16 protein-coding genes are annotated in these 18,388 nt (G+C 69.3%); 9 read left to right on the top strand and 7 right to left on the bottom strand.

The window, feature by feature from the left end; translation table 11 throughout:
* Positions 1–33 precede the first annotated feature (33 nt).
* The 3 genes from ACFPZ3_RS14730 to ACFPZ3_RS14740 all read left to right on the top strand — a co-directional run bounded on the left by ACFPZ3_RS14730 (position 34) and on the right by ACFPZ3_RS14740 (position 3,964).
* Positions 34–1,041, top strand: a complete 1,008-nt coding sequence (locus tag ACFPZ3_RS14730; RefSeq protein WP_379514637.1) for a LacI family DNA-binding transcriptional regulator — start codon at positions 34–36, stop codon at positions 1,039–1,041.
* 105 nt (positions 1,042–1,146) lie between these two features.
* Positions 1,147–2,544, top strand: a complete 1,398-nt coding sequence (locus ACFPZ3_RS14735) for a pectinesterase family protein (protein WP_379514638.1) — start codon at positions 1,147–1,149, stop codon at positions 2,542–2,544.
* Positions 2,545–2,554: 10 nt separating this feature from the next.
* On the top strand, positions 2,555–3,964 hold the full coding sequence (locus ACFPZ3_RS14740; RefSeq protein WP_379514639.1) for an RICIN domain-containing protein: 1,410 nt from the start codon (positions 2,555–2,557) through the stop codon (positions 3,962–3,964).
* 160 nt (positions 3,965–4,124) lie between these two features.
* On the opposite strand, the gene ACFPZ3_RS14745 is transcribed toward ACFPZ3_RS14740, so the two are convergent.
* The 3 genes from ACFPZ3_RS14745 to ACFPZ3_RS14755 all read right to left on the bottom strand — a co-directional run bounded on the left by ACFPZ3_RS14745 (position 4,125) and on the right by ACFPZ3_RS14755 (position 6,919).
* On the bottom strand, positions 4,125–4,718 hold the full coding sequence (locus ACFPZ3_RS14745; RefSeq protein ID WP_379514640.1) for a CAP domain-containing protein: 594 nt from the start codon (positions 4,716–4,718) through the stop codon (positions 4,125–4,127).
* Between the two features lie 80 nt (positions 4,719–4,798).
* On the bottom strand, positions 4,799–5,422 hold the full coding sequence (locus ACFPZ3_RS14750; protein ID WP_379514641.1) for a maleylpyruvate isomerase family mycothiol-dependent enzyme: 624 nt from the start codon (positions 5,420–5,422) through the stop codon (positions 4,799–4,801).
* Between the two features lie 30 nt (positions 5,423–5,452).
* Entirely contained in the window at positions 5,453–6,919 is a 1,467-nt protein-coding gene (locus tag ACFPZ3_RS14755; protein ID WP_379514642.1) for an FAD-dependent monooxygenase, read from the bottom strand.
* Positions 6,920–7,027: 108 nt separating this feature from the next.
* On the opposite strand from ACFPZ3_RS14755, the gene ACFPZ3_RS14760 reads away from it, so the two are divergent.
* The 3 genes from ACFPZ3_RS14760 (at position 7,028) to ACFPZ3_RS14770 (ending at position 12,072) form a co-directional block, all read left to right on the top strand.
* The gene (locus ACFPZ3_RS14760) at positions 7,028–8,224 is read left to right on the top strand and encodes a cytochrome P450 (RefSeq protein ID WP_379514643.1); all 1,197 of its coding nucleotides are present in this window, start codon (positions 7,028–7,030) and stop codon (positions 8,222–8,224) included.
* Between the two features lie 47 nt (positions 8,225–8,271).
* Positions 8,272–11,670 (top strand): ATP-binding protein, encoded by a 3,399-nt coding sequence (locus ACFPZ3_RS14765; RefSeq protein ID WP_379514644.1) that lies wholly within the window; start codon positions 8,272–8,274, stop codon positions 11,668–11,670.
* Positions 11,671–11,820: 150 nt separating this feature from the next.
* Positions 11,821–12,072, top strand: a complete 252-nt coding sequence (locus tag ACFPZ3_RS14770; protein ID WP_379514645.1) for a hypothetical protein — start codon at positions 11,821–11,823, stop codon at positions 12,070–12,072.
* A 69-nt stretch (positions 12,073–12,141) separates the two neighbouring features.
* On the opposite strand, the gene ACFPZ3_RS14775 is transcribed toward ACFPZ3_RS14770, so the two are convergent.
* Entirely contained in the window at positions 12,142–12,741 is a 600-nt protein-coding gene (locus ACFPZ3_RS14775) for a YdcF family protein (RefSeq protein ID WP_379514646.1), read from the bottom strand.
* Positions 12,742–12,878: 137 nt separating this feature from the next.
* Complete coding sequence (locus tag ACFPZ3_RS14780) at positions 12,879–13,484, bottom strand: hypothetical protein (RefSeq protein WP_379514647.1); 606 nt, start codon at positions 13,482–13,484, stop codon at positions 12,879–12,881.
* A 142-nt stretch (positions 13,485–13,626) separates the two neighbouring features.
* Here ACFPZ3_RS14780 and ACFPZ3_RS14785 point away from each other — a divergent pair, with 142 nt between their 5' ends.
* The 3 genes from ACFPZ3_RS14785 to ACFPZ3_RS14795 all read left to right on the top strand — a co-directional run bounded on the left by ACFPZ3_RS14785 (position 13,627) and on the right by ACFPZ3_RS14795 (position 16,219).
* Complete coding sequence (locus tag ACFPZ3_RS14785; protein WP_379514648.1) at positions 13,627–14,868, top strand: helix-turn-helix domain-containing protein; 1,242 nt, start codon at positions 13,627–13,629, stop codon at positions 14,866–14,868.
* A gap of 311 nt (positions 14,869–15,179) precedes the next feature.
* The gene (locus ACFPZ3_RS14790) at positions 15,180–15,374 is read left to right on the top strand and encodes a hypothetical protein (RefSeq protein ID WP_379514649.1); all 195 of its coding nucleotides are present in this window, start codon (positions 15,180–15,182) and stop codon (positions 15,372–15,374) included.
* 47 nt (positions 15,375–15,421) lie between these two features.
* On the top strand, positions 15,422–16,219 hold the full coding sequence (locus ACFPZ3_RS14795; RefSeq protein WP_379514650.1) for a class I SAM-dependent methyltransferase: 798 nt from the start codon (positions 15,422–15,424) through the stop codon (positions 16,217–16,219).
* 7 nt (positions 16,220–16,226) lie between these two features.
* Here the strand turns inward: ACFPZ3_RS14795 and ACFPZ3_RS14800 are convergent, their stop codons facing one another.
* Positions 16,227–16,733, bottom strand: coding sequence for a GNAT family N-acetyltransferase (locus ACFPZ3_RS14800; RefSeq protein WP_379514651.1), 507 nt, complete (start codon positions 16,731–16,733; stop codon positions 16,227–16,229).
* Positions 16,734–16,926: 193 nt separating this feature from the next.
* The gene (locus ACFPZ3_RS14805; RefSeq protein WP_379514652.1) at positions 16,927–18,150 is read right to left on the bottom strand and encodes a hypothetical protein; all 1,224 of its coding nucleotides are present in this window, start codon (positions 18,148–18,150) and stop codon (positions 16,927–16,929) included.
* Positions 18,151–18,388: the final 238 nt, after the last annotated feature.

Genomic DNA, 18,388 nt, shown 5'->3' on the forward strand with positions numbered 1-18,388 from the left:
CTTTCACCGACTCGTCGGAGCAGAGTGGGGGACATGACGGCCCCCGAGACTCCCCGGCCACTGCCGAAACTGGCGGTGATCGCCCGCGAGGCCGGAGTGTCGGTTGCAACCGTTTCCAAGGCGCTGAACGGCCGGTCCGACGTCTCCACCCACACCCGGCGCCTGGTCGCCGAGGTGCTGGAACGCCGTGGCTACCCGGGCCGGCGGCCGCGGCCCACGCGGGGCAGCATGGTGGACGTCATGTTGCAGGGGCTGGACTCGCCGTACGCGCTGGCGATCCTCGGCGGCGTGGAGGACGCGGCCTGGCGGCTGGGCGTGGACCTGGTGGTCTCCGCCGTCGTCGGCCGCACCAAGAACGGCCAGCCGCCGCCGGCCTGGCTGGACCGGCTCGGCGCGCGGGACAGCGCGGGCGTGCTGCTGGTGCGCACGTCGCCGACCGCCACGCAACGAACCTGGCTGACCGACCACGGGATCCCGACCGTGATCGTGGACCCGCGCCGCAAGCCCCCGCCCGGGGTGTCGGTCGTGGCCGCCGCGAACCTGGCCGGCGCCCGCGAGGCCACCGAACACCTCATCGGCCTGGGCCACCGGCGCATCGCCGTCGTGACAGGGCGCCCCGGGGTGCCGTGCGCGATCGAGCGACTGGCCGGCTATCGGCAGGCCATGACCGCGGCCGGGCTGCCGGTCGACCCGCGCCGGGAGGTGTGCGGCTACTTCCAGCGTGAGGGCGCGCTGACCGCCACCCGTGAACTGCTCGCCACCGAGCGTCCGACGGCCATCTTCACGTGCTCCGACGCGATGGCCGTCGGGGTCTACCAGGCGCTGACCGAGCACGGCCTGCGTGTCCCCGACGACGTGAGCGTGGTGGGCTTCGACGACTCGTGGGCCGCCGCGCACGTCACGCCGGCCCTGACGACGGTCCGCCAACCCTGGCCTGACCTGGGCTCCGTCGCCCTGAGCGGGCTGCTGGCCGGGGACGCGCCGCGGCGGATGGAGTTGCCCACCACCCTCGTGGTGCGCTCCAGCACCGCTCCCGTGTGAAAGTTTCACGCTCCACCACGGCTTTCCTGACGGGTTTTTTTAGTTGACTTGACATACATATTGCGCGTGGTGCTTCCTCTGGGCCCGAGAGGAAGGAGAGCGCGGATGTCCATGATCCAATTCGCGGGCGCCGCCCTGCTCGCCGTGGTTCTGGCGCCATCGGCGCAGGTCAGCGCACCGGTGGCGGGCGGGGTTTACCAGCTCACGGTCACCAAGAGCGGCAAGTGCCTCGACGTGGTCGCGGGATCGGCCGAGAACGCCGCCCTGCTCCAGCAGTGGGGTTGCTCGGGCGATGCCTGGCAGAAGTTCAGGGTGGTCTCGGCGGGAGACGATCGTTACACTCTGGCCAACGTACAGAGCGGCCGATGTGTCGACGTGCCCGGCGGAGCCGCCACCTCGGGGCTCCGGCTCCAGCAGTGGGGCTGCGGCGACGGCACCAAGAGCAACCAGCAGTGGCGTTTCGTGCCCTCCGGCAGCGGCACCTACCAGGTCGTCAGCGTCGCCACCGGGTTGTGCATGAGCGACGAGGGCGCCTCCACCGCCAGTGGAGCCGCGATCATCCAGGAGACCTGCACCGCCAACACCAACAAGCAGTGGGCCTTCGACGCCGCCGCCAAGGCGACGGTGGCGGCGGACGGCTCGGGCACCTACCGGACGGTCCAGGCCGCGATCGACGCCGTGCCCACGGGCAACGCCGGCCGGGTCACGATCACCATCGCACCCGGGACGTACCGGGAGATCGTCCGGGTCCCGTCGAACAAGCCGTACATCACGCTGCAGGGACTCGGTTCTTCTGCGAACCAGACTGTTATCGTTAACAACCACTATGCGGGCGAATACGGGACGTCCGGCAGCGCCACCGCGTTCGTGGACGGCCACGACTTCGTCGCTGCCAACCTCACGATCTCCAACGACTTCAACGAGGACCCGAACGTCACCGGGCACCAGGCCGTCGCGCTCAACCTGACCGCCGACCGCGCCCGTCTGACCAACGTGCGCCTGCTCGGCGACCAGGACACCTTCCTGGTCAACAACTCGGCCAGGGCCTACGTCTCGAACTCCTACGTCGAGGGCACCGTCGACTTCATCTTCGGCGGCGGCACCATCGTCTTCGACGACTGCGACATCTACGAGAAGCGCAGCACCGGCGGCCCCATCACCGCCGCCAGCACGGACGCCGCCAAGAGCTACGGCTTCCTGTTCTACAAGTCCCGCATCACCGGAGCCTCGGCGGCCAGCACCACCACCCTCGGCCGCCCCTGGTACCCCAACGCCCAGGTGCTCTACCGCGAGTCCACGCTCAGCTCGGTGATCAAAACCTCCCAGCCGTGGACCGACATGTCCGCCAACTCCTGGAAGAACGCCCGGTTCTCCGAGTACAGGAACACCGGCGCGGGCGCCGGCACGAACTCCAACCGGCCGCAGCTCTCCGACTCGCAGGCCCCGAACCACACCCCGCAGAAGTACCTGGCCGGATCCGACGGCTGGAACCCCCTCGCATAGAAGGACGACCATGAACATCCGTGCGACATTCACCGCACTCGCCGTCCTGGCCGCGCTCACCGTGGCCGCCTCCCCCGCGCAGGCGGCCGCCCCGGTGGCGGGCGGCGTCTACCAGCTCAAGGTCGCCAAGAGCGGCAAGTGCCTCGACGTGGTGGCCGGCTCCAAGGACAACGGCGCGCTGCTGCAACAGTGGAGCTGCTCGGGCGACGCCTGGCAGCGGTTCACCCTCCGCTCGGCGGGATCGGGCATCTACCACCTGGCCAACGTCAACAGCGGGCGCTGCCTCGACGTGCCCAGCGGCGCCACGACCTCGGGCCTGCGGCTGCAGCAGTGGGGCTGCGGCGACGGCACCAAGACCAACCAGCAGTGGCGGCTGACCGCCTCCGGCACCGACACCTACCAGATCGTGAACGTGGCCAGCGGCCTGTGCCTGAGCGACGAGGGCGCCTCCACCGCCAACGGCGCCGCGATCATCCAGGAGACCTGCAGCGCCAACACCAACAAGCAGTGGGCCTTCGAGTCGGCAGGGGGCCGTTCCTGGTCGAACACCGCCGACGGTTTCGCCGCCGGCACCACCGGCGGCGCCGCCGGGACCACGGTGACCGTCTCCACCTACGCGGACCTGGTCAAGTACGCCACCGCCGCCGCCCCCCACGTGATCCGCGTCAGCGGCGCGATCACCGTGAGCCCGTACGGGACCGAGATCAAGGTCGCCTCCAACAAGACCATCATCGGCGTCGGCACCAGCGGCCACATCGTCAACGGCGGCTTCTTCCTCGGCACCGGCGTCAACAACGTGATCATCCGTAACCTGACCATCCGCGACACCCGGATGGCCGACGACGACCCGGACGACAAGCTCTACGACTACGACGGCATCCAGATGGACACCGCCGACCACATCTGGATCGACCACAACCACATCGCCCGGATGAACGACGGCCTGATCGACAGCCGCAAGGACACCAGCTACCTGACCGTCTCCTGGAACGTCCTGGCCGAGAACAACAAGTCGTTCGGCATCGGCTGGACCGAGAACGTGACCGCCCGGATGACCATCCATCACAACTGGATCCACCACACGAACCAGCGCAACCCGAGCACCGACAACGTGGCCTACGCGCACCTGTACAACAACTACCTGCAGAACGTCACCGGCTACGGCAACTACTCGCGCGGCGCGACCAAGATGGTCATCGAGAACAGTTACTACGAGTCCGTCAAGGACCCCTACTACCCCGACCCCACGGCCCAGCTCCGCCAGAGCGGCAGCATCTGCGTGAGCTGCACCGGCAACCAGACGACCAGCGGCTCGGCCTTCACCCCTGGCTCGTTCTACTCCTACACGCTCGACCCGGCCGCCGACGTGCCGTCCCTGCTCAAGACGTACGCGGGACCGCAGAGCAACATCGGCTCCTGAGACGCGCCGGCGCCCGGCCCCTTCGACTGGGGCCGGGCGCCTGACGTGCTCGATCAGCGCCGGCAGTGGGTTATCGCCGGCAGCGGCCGAGGCCGACGACGTACGTCGCGCCTGGCTATCGCCGGCAACAACCGAGGTCGACGACGTATGTCCCGCCTGGCTATCGCTGGCAGCGGCCGAAGTCGACGACGTATGTCCCGCCGCCCGCGGCACCCGCGCCGGCCGGGTCGGCCGACCCGACAGCGACCCCGATGCCGAGGTCCTTCAGCGTCGAGCTGAGGACGATCTGGCGGTGGCCGTACGTGCTGATGTTCACCCACCAGTTGACGGCGGCCCTCGCGGTGCCGTAACCAGCCCCCCAGCCTGTGTAGGTCGTCTCGGAGTAGGCCCACGACACGGGGTTCGGGCAGTAGCCCGCCGCGGTGATCCGGCTGTACGGCGTCGAGCCCGTCTGCGGGTTGTTGTGCGAGTTCGCGCCGGGCCGCCACCACTTCAGGCTCGCCGCGGCGGCGGCGTGCGACGTCGCCGCCGAGTTGAGCGGGGTGTTGCGGGTCAGCGCGGCCAGCCCGACCTTCGCGCGTTCCGCGTCGATGAGGCAATGCACCGCCTGGCCGACCATGGAGAGGTTTCCGCTGGTCGGAGCCGCGTCATAGTACGCCGCGGCGGCGGCGCAGTTCGGCGCGGCGGCGGACGCGGGAGCGGCGCTCACGAACGGGACGACCCCTAAGACGGCCAGTCCAATGGTGCGAATCACTATGGTCTCCCTTGCTAGCGGATGCTTTGCCCCCTTAATGAAAGGGCGGTTCCGGGCCGCGCGCATGAGTAGCCCCTTACTCAGCCGCAGCGCTCGCGCAGGATCGCGGCCCCCTCCCCGTCCAGCTCATCGCAGTACGCTCCCCGCCCGGTCATCGCCATGACCAGCGCCACCGTCGTCCCCGACACGGGCGATCCGGCCCCGGCCTCGAAGGGCCCGTCGGCAGCGACCAGCCGCAGCCCGCCGATCCGCCCCTTGGCCAGGACGACCTGATCAGAGCCCGCGTAGTACTCGGCCAGCCGGGTGAGCGTCGCGATCGGGTAGTTTCGCTTCACTTCCAGTGGCCGCCGGATGTCCTCCCCGTGCACGATCGTCTCCCCGAGCATCGCCAGGACAGGAAGCGGCGGCTTGGTGGTGCTCGTGGCGACGGAGCGGAACCTCGCCAGCGTCTCCGCCCCGCTTTCGCCCAGCTGCTCGGCCAGCCGCATGGCCACCTGCCTGTCGAAGTCGAACCGGCAGCGGATCACGCCCGCCAGCCACCGCACCGCGTTCAGGCTCGCCGCCGACGTCAGATGGGCGAGCACCTCGCGCACCGTCAGCCCGGCGCACAGTGACGGCGTCGCCCACCGCTCCTCCGTCAGAGCGCCGAGGTCGGCGGCCAGGGCGGCCCGCTCGTCATGGACAAGCGACCACATTTCATTCATGCCAAAAGAGACTTCCCGAGCCGGGGAAAATCATCGGCCGAGCGCCATGCGGAGGCTGCCCGAGCCGCGCCACGCGACGTGCTGATCAGGTCGTACGAGCGTCAGCGGCTCGCCGGGCAGGTGCACTTCCCGCAGCGGCACGCCCAGGTCGCGCGCCTCCGCCACCACCCCGGCGACCCCCGGCGCGCTCTGGTCGCCGACGAGGCTGAAGGCGGGGCCGAGGCGGTCGTACAGGGACTCCCCCGGCGAGAGCCAGCGGTGCGGCAGCCGTTCCCCGGCGTCGGGAGCGACGATGGGCGAGCCCGCGTACGTGTAGCCCAGCACCAGGTCCAGGCTGTGGAACTCGCTGTGCTTGGTCCTGAGCACGGCCTCCGCCACCGCCGGTCGCACCTTCTCGAACGCGGCCTCGTCGCCCATCAGCGCCGGGTCGGCCAGTTCGGGTGCGAGGGTGGTCATGTTCGCGGCGGCGGCCTCGATGGTGTCGGCGGCGATGGGGCGGCGCTCGCCCTCGTACGTGGCCAGCAGGCTCGCCGGAGCCCACCCGTGCAGGACGGCGGCGAGTTTCCAGCCGATGTTGACCGCGTCGCCGATGCCGGTGTTGAACCCGTGGCCCCCGTAGGGCGGGTTCTGGTGCGCCGCGTCACCGGCCAGGAAGACGCGCTCGCTCGCGTACCGGTCGGCCAGCAACATCCGCGCCGTCCACGGGTCGGTGGCCAGGATCTCCACCTCGATGTCGGCGCCCGCCAGGTTCCGCACCAGGCGTACCGGGTCGGCCTCCCGCACGCCCTGCGCGATGCACCACCAGGTCTCCTCCAGGTCCAGGCGGCCGGCGAGACCTGGCTGGGCCGGGTTCAGCACCCAGTAGTGCACGGCGGGCCCGTGCGGCATACGTTCGGCCAGGCCGGGGGCGCGGAAGACGATGTTGAAGTTGGGCCTGCCGTCCTCGCGGCCCTCGTACCGGGAGCCGATGGCCTGCCTGGTGACGCTGCGCGGGCCATCGCAGCCGACCACGTACTGGGCGCGTACCTCCTGCTCCTCGCCGTTCGCGGAGGTGATCCGCACCGTCACGCCGTCGGCGTCCTCCCGCAGGCCGCTCACCTGCCGGCCCGTCAGCAGCGCGTCGCCGACCGCCTCGCGCAGCACCTCCTCCACCAGCGGCTGCGGCACCTGCTGCCCCGGTTCGGCGGCCAGGCCCGAACCCGTCAGGTCGAGGCCGAAGCAGCCGCCGATCCTGGTGATCTCGCGCCCGAGCAGGCTGCTGACGAACACCGCCTGATCCGACCACGACACCGCCAGCGGCGCCCGCGCCCGTAACGTCTCCGCCAGCCCCCACCTGCGCAGCAGCTCCATCGAACGCGCCGAGGTCGTCTTCGCGCGGGGCCGCAGCCACGACACCGACTCGCGCGGCTCGACCACCAGGCAGCGAACGCCGTGATGGGCCAGCTCCACCGCGGTCGCCAGCCCGACAGGCCCGCCACCGGCGATCAGTACGGGCACGTGCGTCTCCATGACTGTCCATTCTGCAACGATTGAAGATCGCACTAGTAGTCCGATCCTCCGGATCAGTAGCGTGCTAGGAAAAATCGGGATCAGCCAGGGGACTGCATGAGCGAGACCTCGACGATGCCGCTGCACATGCGGCGGGTGGAGTTCGACCCGGCGCCGGAGTTGGCGGCCGCACGGGACGAAGAACGGGTCAAACGGATCACGACGGTGTTCGGCGACGACGCCTGGCTCGTGACGCAATACGCGGACGTCCGCGAGGTGCTCGGCGACGCGGAACGGTTCAAGGTCGCCCAGCATCTGAACGCGCGGCTGCCCGGCGCTCCGGCGATGACCGAGGAGCAGATCGCCAAGGTACGCGCGGGCAACCTGCTCGGCATGGACCCGCCCGACCACACGCGGTTACGCAGGATGTTGACGCCCGAGTTCACCATCCGGCGGATGAACCGGCTGGAGCCTCGGATCAGTCGCATCGTGGAGGACCACCTGGACGCGCTGGAGGCCGCCGGGTCGCCGGCGGACCTGGTGCCGTCGTTCGCGCTGCCGATTCCGTCGCTGGTGATGTGCGAACTGCTCGGCGTGCCGTACGAGGACCGCGCCGGTTTCCAGGCGCGTACCACCAGGATGCTCGACATGACGGTGCCCGGGCAGGAGCGCCTGATGGTCCAGTTCGAGCAGCGCGCGTACATGGAGGGCCTGGTCGGCCGCATCCAGGCCGACCCGGGCGAGGACCTGCTCGGCATGCTCGTACGTGAGCACGGCGACGACCTGTCCACCGACGAACTGGTCGGGATCGGCGGGCTGCTGCTGTTCGCCGGGCACGAGACCACCTCCAACATGCTCTCCCTGGGCACGCTCGCCCTGCTGCGCCACCCCGAGCAGCTCGACCTGCTCAGGCAGGAGCCGGCGCGGATCGACGCCACGGTCGAGGAGCTGCTGCGCTGGCTCAGCATCGTCAACTCCGGCGCCACCAAGGTCGCGGCCGTGGACGCCGAGATCGGCGGGCAGGCGATCAAGGCGGGCGACCTGGTGATGGTCTCCCTGCCCGCCGCCAACCGGGACCCGCGTCTCATGCCGGACGCGGACACCTTCGACCTCACCCGCGGCGCGCCCGGCCATGTCGCGTTCGGTCACGGCATCCACCACTGCCTGGGTGCTCCGCTGGCCCGCATGGAGCTGCGGATCGCCTTCCCCGCCCTGCTCAAGCGCTTCCCGAACCTGCGCGTGACCGACAGCCCCGCGCAGTTCCGCACCTTCAGCATCGTGTACGGCCTGGCCGCCCTTGAGGTGGCCTGGTAAGCCGTCGACAGGAAAATGTCGGCCGCGGCGGATAGCGTGCAAACGTCATGCCTATCGACGTCGCGGCCCATGAACTGATCGGCAGGGAGCACCCCGCCGCGCTGCTGCGTGCCGAGATCACCAGGGTCGTGGGCAGCCACGGCGGCCTGGTGCTGGTCACCGGCGAGGCGGGCATCGGCAAGACCACGCTCGTCACCAGCGCGGCGGGCGAGGCCAAGAGGCGCGGCGCGCTGGTGGTGGGCGGGGCGTGCTGGGATTCCGGCAGCGCTCCCGGCTACTGGCCGTGGGTGCAGGTCATCCGGGCGCTGCGGCGGGCCGCCTCACCGCAGGAGTGGGCGGCGGCCGAGGAGGCGGCGGGCGACAGCCTGACGACCCTGCTGGGTGAGGCACGAGCCAAGGGCGGCAGAAGCACCGACATCGGCGACCCGCGCACCGGGGGTCCGTCCCTGGATCACCACCCCGGTGAGCCGCTGGGGAGCGGCCCCGATGGCTTCCAGCTCTTCGACGCGATCACTTCCGCCCTGGTCGCGCTCTCGCAGCACCATCCCGTGGTGATCGTCATCGACGACCTGCACGTCGCCGACCCGGCCTCGCTCCGGCTGCTGGAGTTCGCCGCGCAGCAGACCTGGTTCGAGCGGCTGCTCCTGATCGGCACCTATCGCGACGCCGAGGTGGAGCCCGTCGACCACCCGCTGCGCGACCTGCTGTCGCCGCTCGTGGCCAAGGCCACCACGATCACGCTCACCGGGCTCGACCAGGCAGGCGTCGGCGCGCTCATGGTCCGCACGACGGGTCACGACCCGCCGCCGGAGCTGGTGGCGGAGGTCCACCTGCGCACGGGCGGCAACCCGTTCTTCGTCGAGCAGACCGCGAGGCTGTGGCGCAGCGGCGGCTCGGCCGGCGCCATCGCACCCGGCGTGCGCGACGCGCTGCTGCGGCGCCTGTCCCTGCTGCCCAGCCAGGTCTCCGAGCTGCTCCCGGCCGCCGCGGTGCTGGGGCGGGAGTTCCACCGCCAGGTGCTGGCCGCCACGATCGGGGCCCCGGTGGCGCACGTGGATCGGCTGCTGGAGCTGGCCGTGGTGGCCAGGCTCGTGGTGAGCAAGGGCGGGGGCGTGTTCGCGTTCGCGCATGACCTGGTGCGCGAGACCCTCTACGACTCCCTCAACGACCCGCGCGACCGGCACGCCGCCGTGGTCACCGCCGTCGTCACCGCCGTGGAGGGCTCGCCCGGCCTGGCGAGCAAGCTGCCGCCCAGCGACCTGGCCAGGCACGCCTACCTCGCCGGTGACCGGCTCGACCCTGATCGGGCGATCGACCTGCTGCTCGACGCGGCCAGGGCGGCCAAGAGCCGGCTGGCGTCGGAGGAGCAGCTGGTTCACCTGCTCAGGGCGTACGAGCTGAGTTCCGACACCACCCCCCGTAGGCGCGGCATGATCGCCCTCGACCTGGGCGCCGAGTTGCAGCACGTCGGCGACCGCGAGCAGGCCAGACGCGTCTTCGAGCAGGCCGCCGCCATCTCCCGCGACCTCGACGACCCCGAGCTGCCCGCCCGCGTCGCGCTGCTCTTCCACCGCCACTACGGTCAGGAGAAGGCCCTCGACCTGCTCAGAGACGCCCATCGCCGGCTGGTCGGCGGCGCGGTGCCTGACGAGCGGCTGGCGATGGACCTGGTTCTCCACCTCGCCAACCTGGCCAGGAAGGGTGGAGACGACGACGCGCTGGCGTTCAGCCTGTGGGCGCACCACGACATCATCTGGGGCCCCGGCACCGCCCGGGAGCGAGTGGCGCTGACCGCCGAGCTGATCACCGTGGCGCGCCGCACCTCCGACGCCGACCTCGAACACTTCGCCAGGGCCCTGCGCTGGGTGGCCATGATCGAGGAAGGCGACCCCCGCTATCTCGACGAGTTCCACGCCTACGTCGCCAGGGGCCGCCGCAGCGAGAGCCCTCACCACACGATGTCCACCGACGTCGACGTCAGTATCATCGCCGCTCTCGCGGGCCGCTTCGCCGAGGCCGAGACCTTCCTGTCCCGCGTGGGGCCCGACACCCAGCACGAGCACTTCGCCTTCATGGTGGAGCACCACCGGTGGGCGATGGCGTCGTTGCGGGGCAGGATCGAGGAGCAGGAGCAGGTGCTCCGCGAGCTCAGGGGCGCCGCCCACCCCTGCGTACCCCTGTTGGAGGGCCTGACCGCCCTCCACTCCGGCGACCTCGACACCGCCCTGCGCCACCTCGCCGGCGCCGAGCCCGACGACCGCATGATCCAGCCGATCTGGCTGCGCTTCCTGGCCGAGATGGCCGCCGCCACCCAGGACCCAGAGCTGTGCGCCCGTGCCAGGGCCCGGCTGGCGCCGCATCGGGGTCAGTGGGTGGTGTCGCTGTTCGGCTGGGAGATCAGCGGGCCCTACGACCTCTGGCTCGGCCTGGTGGACGCGGCGCAGGAACGCTGGGCCGAGGCCATCGAAGAGCTCACCGCCGCCCACCGCACCGCCGACGCCATGCGCGCCCAGCCATGGTCTGTGCTGGCCCGCGCCCACCTCGCAGAAACCCTCCTCTCCCGCGCGGCTCCCGGCGACACGGAGCGGGCCCACGCCCTGCTCGACGAGGTGCGTCGGGAGGCGGCGGCGCTGGGAATGCGCCAGGTCCTCCAGCCCGTACGCCCTGCGCCCATCGCGGGGACGCCGACCTGGCCGGGATCCCGGGAGCAGGCCCAGGATCCTGCCGAGCGACCGCCAGACGCCGGCCCCATCAGCAGGACCGGCGCACCTACCGGGGGCGCGGCACCCACAAGGGCTGACACGACAGACGAGACCGCAACCCTCAAAGCGACCCGCACACCAGATGAGACCATGGCTGCAGGGAAGACGGGCACACCGGGCGAGACCGTCGGTCCCGCCGAGGGGGAGTTCCGGCGGGACGGGGTGGTCTGGTCGCTGACGTTCGCGGGCCGGACGGCGTACATGCCCGACGCCAAGGGCCTACGCGACCTGCACACCTTGCTGACCCGCCCGGGCGACGACGTACCCGCCGTAGTGCTGCTGGCCCCTGAGGGCGGCGAGACCGTCATCGCCGCGCGGCGGATGGGCGGCGACGAGGTGCTGGACGACGAGGCCAAGACCCGCTACCGCCGCCGCCTGGCCCAGCTCGACGAGGAGATCGACCACGCCACCGAACGGGGCGACGACAGGCGAGCGGCGGACTACGACCGGGAACGGGCGGCCCTGCTGTCCGAACTGCGCACGGCGGCCGGACTGGGCGGACGTACCCGACGACTGGGCGACGAGGCCGAACGAGCCCGCAAGACAGTCACCGCCCGAATCCGCGACACCCTACGCAAACTCGGCCACACCCACCCAGACCTAGCGGCCCACCTGAAAGCAACGATCTCCACCGGCTCAACCTGCCGCTATCAGCCCCAGGAGCCGACCACCTGGCGCCTCTGACCCCTGGGATGAAGCTTTCAGCGCGTACCAGACGTTCGCGCTGGTCGTCGAGACCCAGCGAAGGCGGATCTTGCGGCGGAACGACCCCCTGTCGTCCAATGCACGGTGATCGCTCTTCGCGTCATCCGGCCCTTCACGATGGGAGAACTGGTGCGCCGCCGAATCACAGCGTTATCGCTCTTCGCAGTCACCGCCCTGGCGCCCGTCCTGGCCACGAGCACACCGGCACACGCCACACCCACGCTCCAGATCGTCTACAGCAACCTGCCCTATGAGATCTGCCTCTCCTTCGGCCGCTCCGGCGTGGAGACCGGCCGCTGGCAAACCTGGTGGTGCAGCACCCACTACCCGCAGAACGCCCCGAACTACTACACCTACGACATGTGGGCGTACGTCAACTAATGCGCTTCCCCGATGCGGGTGCTGAGGTCATTGTCGAGGGCAGCACCCGCGTCGATCAAATACCGGCCTTCAGCGCCAGGCACCATCAGCGGAGACGACATCCATGAGGCTGCCGTCGGCGACGCGCCGGGTCACCTCTTCCCATTCGCGCATCACCCGCCGCTTGCCTTCGGGCATGGCAGGCCAATCCGTACGTGTGACCGGTCTTCCGGCGTAGAGAGGCTCCCAGGTGATGGCGTGGAAGGCGCCGATGTCCGGCAGGAGCGTCTTCAGCATGTGGATCGTACGGCGGTGGTACCACTTGCAGACCGCCGTAATCGGGAGTCCAGCAGTCAGTGCCTCGCGCAGGAACGGCAGCGCCAGCTCGACGTTCTGCCAGGTGTTGAGGGACTGATCCTCGTACCTGATCGCGTCATCCGGCACGCCGCGTTCGAGAAGCAGACGACGGAACGTACGCCCCTCGACGATGCCGTTGTGCCGATTGACGCCACCCGTGGCGATGATGAACGGCGCGAGCCCCCGGTGATAGCGCTCAGCCGCGATCTCGACGGGCGGGCGGACCTGGTTGGTGCCGAAGAGGATGAGCGCCGTGGGCCGCCCCTCAGGAGGAGGAGCTTCGGCGTCGACGAACGCGGTGGTGGCGGCGATACGCTCGGGGTCATCGGTCATCCATGATCCTCACCAAGGTCAGCTGATCCGGCATGGTAGTTCGCGTTCTTCTCGTGGTGCGAGGAGAACACGCACCGTAGCCTGGAGTCACAGTGCTTCAGGAGGTGCGGGAGCGTGAAAGACCTCAGCGCCTCTGCTCAGCCTCGGCTGATGGTCCAGGTTCCGTCCGCCGAGACGGTGGCGTACCGGGTGCCCGCCGGCAGGACGACGCGGCCCTTGTAGTCGCCGATCTCGTTGACCAGCAGGTCCAAGTGCTGCCCGCGGTTGTCCAGGGCCCAGATCGCGAAGTTGGACTCGCCGCTGTGTCGGATCGTCAGCCGCCGAAGTCCCTTGCTCGGGGAGGTGAGACGCATAACCTCATCGCCCGCCCCCTTGGCGTTGATCGCCCAGTAGCGGGCCTTGCTGAGCGGAAGGACCTGAATCGTCCAGGCGCCGTCCGCGTTGACGCTGAACGAGCGGATCTTGTTCATGCCGCTGACGTTGAACGCCGCCGTCCCCTTGTAGTCGCCGATCTCGTTGACGAGCAGGTCCGTCTTCTTGCCGGTCGTGGTGAGCGTCCACACGGCGAAGTTGCTCTCGCCCTGGTGGGTCAGCTTCACGATGGTCGGCTTGGTGGTCATTGGGATGCGTACGACGTCGTCGCCCTCGCCTCGGTAGGTGGTGGCTTGGGCGGCGACGGCCGGGGCGGAGATCAGGAACGCTCCAAAGAGCGCGGCCAAAGCGGCGAGGACCCGTAAACGCATATGTGACTCCTGGGAAGAAAGTTGCTGACGCGGTAGGACGCGCGACGCCATGGAAAGGAGTACCGCGCCGAGTGCCCACGTTCTCCGCCCGGGTACGCGTAGCCTGAGCAGTGGATGTCGAACGAACCGAGAGTTGCCCCCGATGCTCGACGACCTCGAAGGCAAGCGCACAGGCGAGCGAATCCGGACCATCCGGGAACGCAAGGGCATGAGCCGACCGGTCCTGGCGGGCCTCGTCGGTTATTCCACCGAGTGGCTGAAGGGCATCGAATGCGGTCGGCGTCTCCCGCCCCGTCTGCCTGTGCTCATTCGCCTGGCCGAAGTGCTCGCCGTTGGTGACGTCGCCGTTCTCGCCGGGAGCGACCTGGATCTCGGCGGGAACGTCACCATCCCCGTCAGCTCCTTCGCCCGGATACCACACGAGGCGGTCCCCGCCATCCGCGAAGCTGTTCGCGCGCCCCTGCTCACCGTCGATGATGTGCCATCGCCGATCGCAACGCTGCGGCAGCGTACCGAGGAAGCCTGGAAGATCTGGCACACCTCGCGGACGCATCGCACCGACGTCGGCCGGGTACTGCCCGCGCTCATTCGCGACGTGCGTGCGGCGGCACGACGGACACAAGGCCAGGAACGGCGTGACGCCAACGCCGTGCTCGCCGATCTGTGGGCGCTCGTACAGCACGTCATCGTGTGGGCGAGCGAACCCGAACTGATCTGGGTCGTCGCCGATCGGGCCATGGCCGCCGCCCACGAAGCCGACCAGCCCGCCGCGCTGGCCGGAGCCGCGTGGACATACGCCATCGTGCAGCGCTCAGGAGGCGACACCGACGCCGCCCTGACACTCGTCCTCGACGCTGCCAACCTGCTCCGCGACAGGCTTGAGCACGGCAGGGACGAGATCCGAGCCATGTACGGCGCGCTGCAGTTGCACGCCGCCACCACGGCGGCCCGCGCGGGCCGCGAGGGAGACGCCTGGCGATTTTGGGACGAGGCCGCCGCCACCGCCGCCCGCCTCTCCAACGGCTACCACCACCCATGGACGCAGTTCGGCGCCTCCAACGTGGCCCTGCACGCCGTTTCGATCGGCGCCGATCTGACCAGGTCCGCGACTGCGAAAGGGCGGGCCGAGCAGATCGACCCCGACAGCATCCCCTCGCGGGAACGACGGGCTCGGCTGCATGTCGAGATCGCCCGCACGTACCACCAACGGCGCGACTGGTCGTCCATGCTCGATTGGCTGCACCAGGCGCACCAGATCTCGCACGACTCGGTGCACTACAGCCCGACCGGTCGTCAGATGGCCTCTGACGCCGTCGAACAAGGAGGACCGCTGATCGAGCGGCGAGCGCGCGACTTCGCCCAGGAACTGGGACTGCCCCTGTAGCCGACGGGTGCGGACCGCACCCTTCCTGCGTGGGGTGCACGTGGCACCTGCTGCCCCACCTGGACATAAATACGCTTCGTGCATGACTACGCACGCTAAGCAATTCTGGCTATCAACCCGGTGGCCACCGGCACGAGGCAGCGCGATGCCTTCCCTGAACCAGTGATCGTGGTGTGGCTTCCGGTCGGGCCGGGGCCATGCCACGTGCGGGCGACCCGGTGACGACTTCCCCGCACCGCACCCACCGGCGCAGGCCGGGCTCCCTGCCGGACCCGGCCTGCGCCATTCCATCGACCACGGAGAAGACCCATATGACTGGTAAAGGCCGCAGATTCCCCGGCTGGGAGATCATGGAAGGAGCTGGAGGCGGCTACATCGCCTTCCGGACCGTACTGGTTCCCAAGGAAAGCGGCCTTTCCAACGTACGCTGCGGCGCCACCCTCCCCGAACTCTTCGACCATCTGGAACAGGAAGAGGCCTCGGGGCGGCTGCGGGGAGCGGCATGAGCCAAAACCGTTCGAGGTACGCGCCGCCGCACTGTCAGGATTGGCGGATGCCCCACGACCGCCGGTTGTACGCCACCTTCGACAAGGCCGCCTCCACCTATCAAGTCGCCCGCCCCGGCTACCCCGCCGAGCTCTACTCCGACCTGCTCACGATCACCGGCCTCACCCCACCCGCGCACCTCCTCGAAGTCGGCTGCGGCCCGGGAAAGGCCACGCTGCCGTTGGCGCGCATGGGCTTCCGCATCACGGCGGTCGAATTCGGTGAGGCCCTGGCGGCCGAGGCCCGGCACCGCCTGGCCGAATTCCCCGACGTCTCCGTGATCACGTCATCGTTCGAAAGCTGGGAACCCCCGGCAGACGCGCGATTCGACCTCTTGTACGCGGCCACGGCCTGGAAATGGCTGGACCCGGAGGTCAAGTACGCCAAGGCGGCCACCCTCCTGCCCAAGGGCGGCCACCTGGCGGTGTGGAATGCCGACCACGCGTTCCCGGCGGACGCCGACCCGTTCTTCTTCGAAATCCAGAAGGTCTACGAGGAGATCGGCGAAGGTCACGACGAAACCTGGCCGCCGCCGCTGCCCGAGGACGAGCCCAATCTCATCGTCCCCGAATTCGAGAAGTCCGGCCTTTTCTCTGTTACTGGAACGCGGCTTTACGTATGGGGCCTGCGCTACACGGCCGACGAATATCTCGCCCTGCTCGACACGTTCTCCGGCCACATCGCCATGGAACCCGCCAAACGCCGGCACCTCTACCAGGAGATCCGCCGCCTCCTGGCCGCCCGCCCGGACGGACGCCTGACCCGCCACTGGTCAGTCGCCCTCACCGTCGGCCGACGCCGGTGAACGTCACTCATCGCCGGCTGGGTATTTCCTTGTTGGAGTAGAACGCCTTTGGAAATGGGAACTCGGTGGCGATCCAGTGGCGGAGCGCGTCGTACAGCTTGGTGTAATAGCCGCGTTCATAGGCGTCCGGAGTCACCCACCAGCTCACGTCGACGTCATAGCCCAGCAATTCCTCGGTGAGCGGTTGGCGGCGGCCCAGCGGGTAGAGGTAGCAGCAGCCCAGGTATTGGCCGCCCGCGTCGTAAAGGACGTAGCTGAACGAGTCGCCCTCGCGGAATTCGCATTCGTGCCAGACGAGGTCCACGTAGTTGAAGTCTTCGGTGACCGGTTCGGTCGGCCAGCGTCCGCCTCGCGTTCGGCGGATGAGGGCGAGGCTGGCGTTGATTCCCCGGACGTCGTCGTGCAGGTGGTCGCGGGTGAGCGCGCGGGCTCGGACGTCGCCGTAACTCAGTTCTGTGGGTGCGGCCCAGCCCGCCGGCAGGCTCAGGCGCTTGACGAGCCCCTGGTAGTCCACGATCACTCCGTCGGGTCAGCGAGCCGAGGCTCGGTGGGTGAGGATGACGATGCCGCTGTCGAGGCTGGTGGAGCGTTCTTCCTTTGGATCGGGTGATCAGGCACGGACTTCACGCGCAATAGATTGGTAATGATGGAGACTTTCCAGGTCGCCGCCAAGGACATTAACCGGACATTTGGCTGCTTCCGGGAGTTCAGCGTGGGGTGACGTCGATGAGTTGGCCGTTGGAGGCGCGACCGTCGGAGCGCGTGACGTACACGTTGAGGTTGCGCCCGGCCACGACGCCCGCAGGAAGCGTGGCGTTGATCTGGCTCGCCGACTCGTGCCACCACGAGCTGCCCGCTCTGACCTGGTAGATCTTCGCACCCTGCTTGATCCACACGATGTTGCCCGACGCCGAGAAATTCGATCCGAAGATGGAGATCACGTCGCCCGGGTGGATGACGGCCTTGAACGTCTTGCCATTGACCACGCCGCCGGCGTTGATCGAGGCGCACGTGGCCGGCGGGACGGTCGGTGTTCCGGTCGCGTACAGGTTCTTGAGGGTCTGGCCGGACAGCGAGATCGAGCGATCACGGCGGTACGCGCCGAAGCCGTCGTAGAGGCCACCCGCCGGATCGTTGTCGTAGGCCTGCCAGAAAATCCCGTACGACGCGCCCCACGATTCAAGCGCCACGACGGCGGCGCTGACCTGGGACGCGGCCTTGCATTCGCCGCTGATGTCACGCGCGGCGCCGAATTCGCCGACGAGGAAATTCGCGTGCGTCACGGCCGGGCGAGCGGCGGCCACCAGGTCGTACGCCGTGCTCAGGTCCCGGGTCAGGCGGCCGGCGTCGGCACCGAGCGACTGCCAGGAAGAATAGGAGTAGTAGTCGGCATCGACCCGCGGCGCGACGTAACTGATGACGCATTTGTTCGCGGCCGTGTCGCACGCGGCGCCGGTGTCCAGGCGCCGGACAGCGTTGAATTCCAGTCCCGAAGAAATCCGGCTCGTGGCGGCCGGCACCGCGGCGCGCGCGTCGGCCACGCCGTTGACGCGTGCCGTGGCCCACTTCACGTAGCCGTCCCATGCCGTGGTGTCGCTGCTGGGAAAGGCGGACAGCGCGTTGTCGCCCTCCCAGTTCAGGATGATGAACTTCTTGTTCTCGTAGGTCTTCAGCAGATAAGCCCCCAGCGCGGATACCTCGTCCCGTCCGGCGTCCTGCTCGGCCTGCGAGTACCCGTCGGACCAGCTGTTCCTGAGGTCGTCCGCCGAATAGACCGTCAGCAGGTAGGTCGAGAAGCGTGAGTCGGCGAACAGTTCCGCATACGCGGGCTGGCCGGCGATCGCTCTGAGCGTGGTCCCGCCGTTGTTGACCCCGTAGTCGTCGCGCGTGGACAACGCGACGCGGATCGTCCGGCTCCCGAGCGTGGCCACGGCATTCGCACCCCAGCTCAGCTTGTCGGGTGTGCCCGGCCACGCCGCGGCGGTCGGGCCCCAGTGGTAGACACCGATCCGCTCTTGTGGCGCGGGCCCCGCGTCGGCCGACGCGGGGTTCACACCGCTGACCATCGCTATGACGACCAACAGGCAACAGACGATCCTTGACACCCATGCACCCCGATCGGAGGAGGCCCGCTCTCTTGTGCGGGCGAGGTCTGATCGTGCCACTCGG

This window comes from Nonomuraea insulae (genome assembly GCF_042656245.1).

What these genes read in the sequence shown, in the direction of transcription:
- ACFPZ3_RS14775 (WP_379514646.1), bottom strand. Translation starts at nt 12,741, where the DNA reads ATGACCGATGACCCCGAGCGTATCGCCGCCACCACCGCGTTCGTCGAC.
- ACFPZ3_RS14730 (WP_379514637.1), top strand. Translation starts at nt 34, where the DNA reads ATGACGGCCCCCGAGACTCCCCGGCCACTGCCGAAACTGGCGGTGATC.
- ACFPZ3_RS14765 (WP_379514644.1), top strand. Translation starts at nt 8,272, where the DNA reads ATGCCTATCGACGTCGCGGCCCATGAACTGATCGGCAGGGAGCACCCC.
- ACFPZ3_RS14735 (WP_379514638.1), top strand. Translation starts at nt 1,147, where the DNA reads ATGTCCATGATCCAATTCGCGGGCGCCGCCCTGCTCGCCGTGGTTCTG.
- ACFPZ3_RS14790 (WP_379514649.1), top strand. Translation starts at nt 15,180, where the DNA reads ATGACTGGTAAAGGCCGCAGATTCCCCGGCTGGGAGATCATGGAAGGA.
- ACFPZ3_RS14760 (WP_379514643.1), top strand. Translation starts at nt 7,028, where the DNA reads ATGAGCGAGACCTCGACGATGCCGCTGCACATGCGGCGGGTGGAGTTC.
- ACFPZ3_RS14795 (WP_379514650.1), top strand. Translation starts at nt 15,422, where the DNA reads ATGCCCCACGACCGCCGGTTGTACGCCACCTTCGACAAGGCCGCCTCC.
- ACFPZ3_RS14740 (WP_379514639.1), top strand. Translation starts at nt 2,555, where the DNA reads ATGAACATCCGTGCGACATTCACCGCACTCGCCGTCCTGGCCGCGCTC.
- ACFPZ3_RS14780 (WP_379514647.1), bottom strand. Translation starts at nt 13,484, where the DNA reads ATGCGTTTACGGGTCCTCGCCGCTTTGGCCGCGCTCTTTGGAGCGTTC.
- ACFPZ3_RS14785 (WP_379514648.1), top strand. Translation starts at nt 13,627, where the DNA reads ATGCTCGACGACCTCGAAGGCAAGCGCACAGGCGAGCGAATCCGGACC.
- ACFPZ3_RS14750 (WP_379514641.1), bottom strand. Translation starts at nt 5,422, where the DNA reads ATGAATGAAATGTGGTCGCTTGTCCATGACGAGCGGGCCGCCCTGGCC.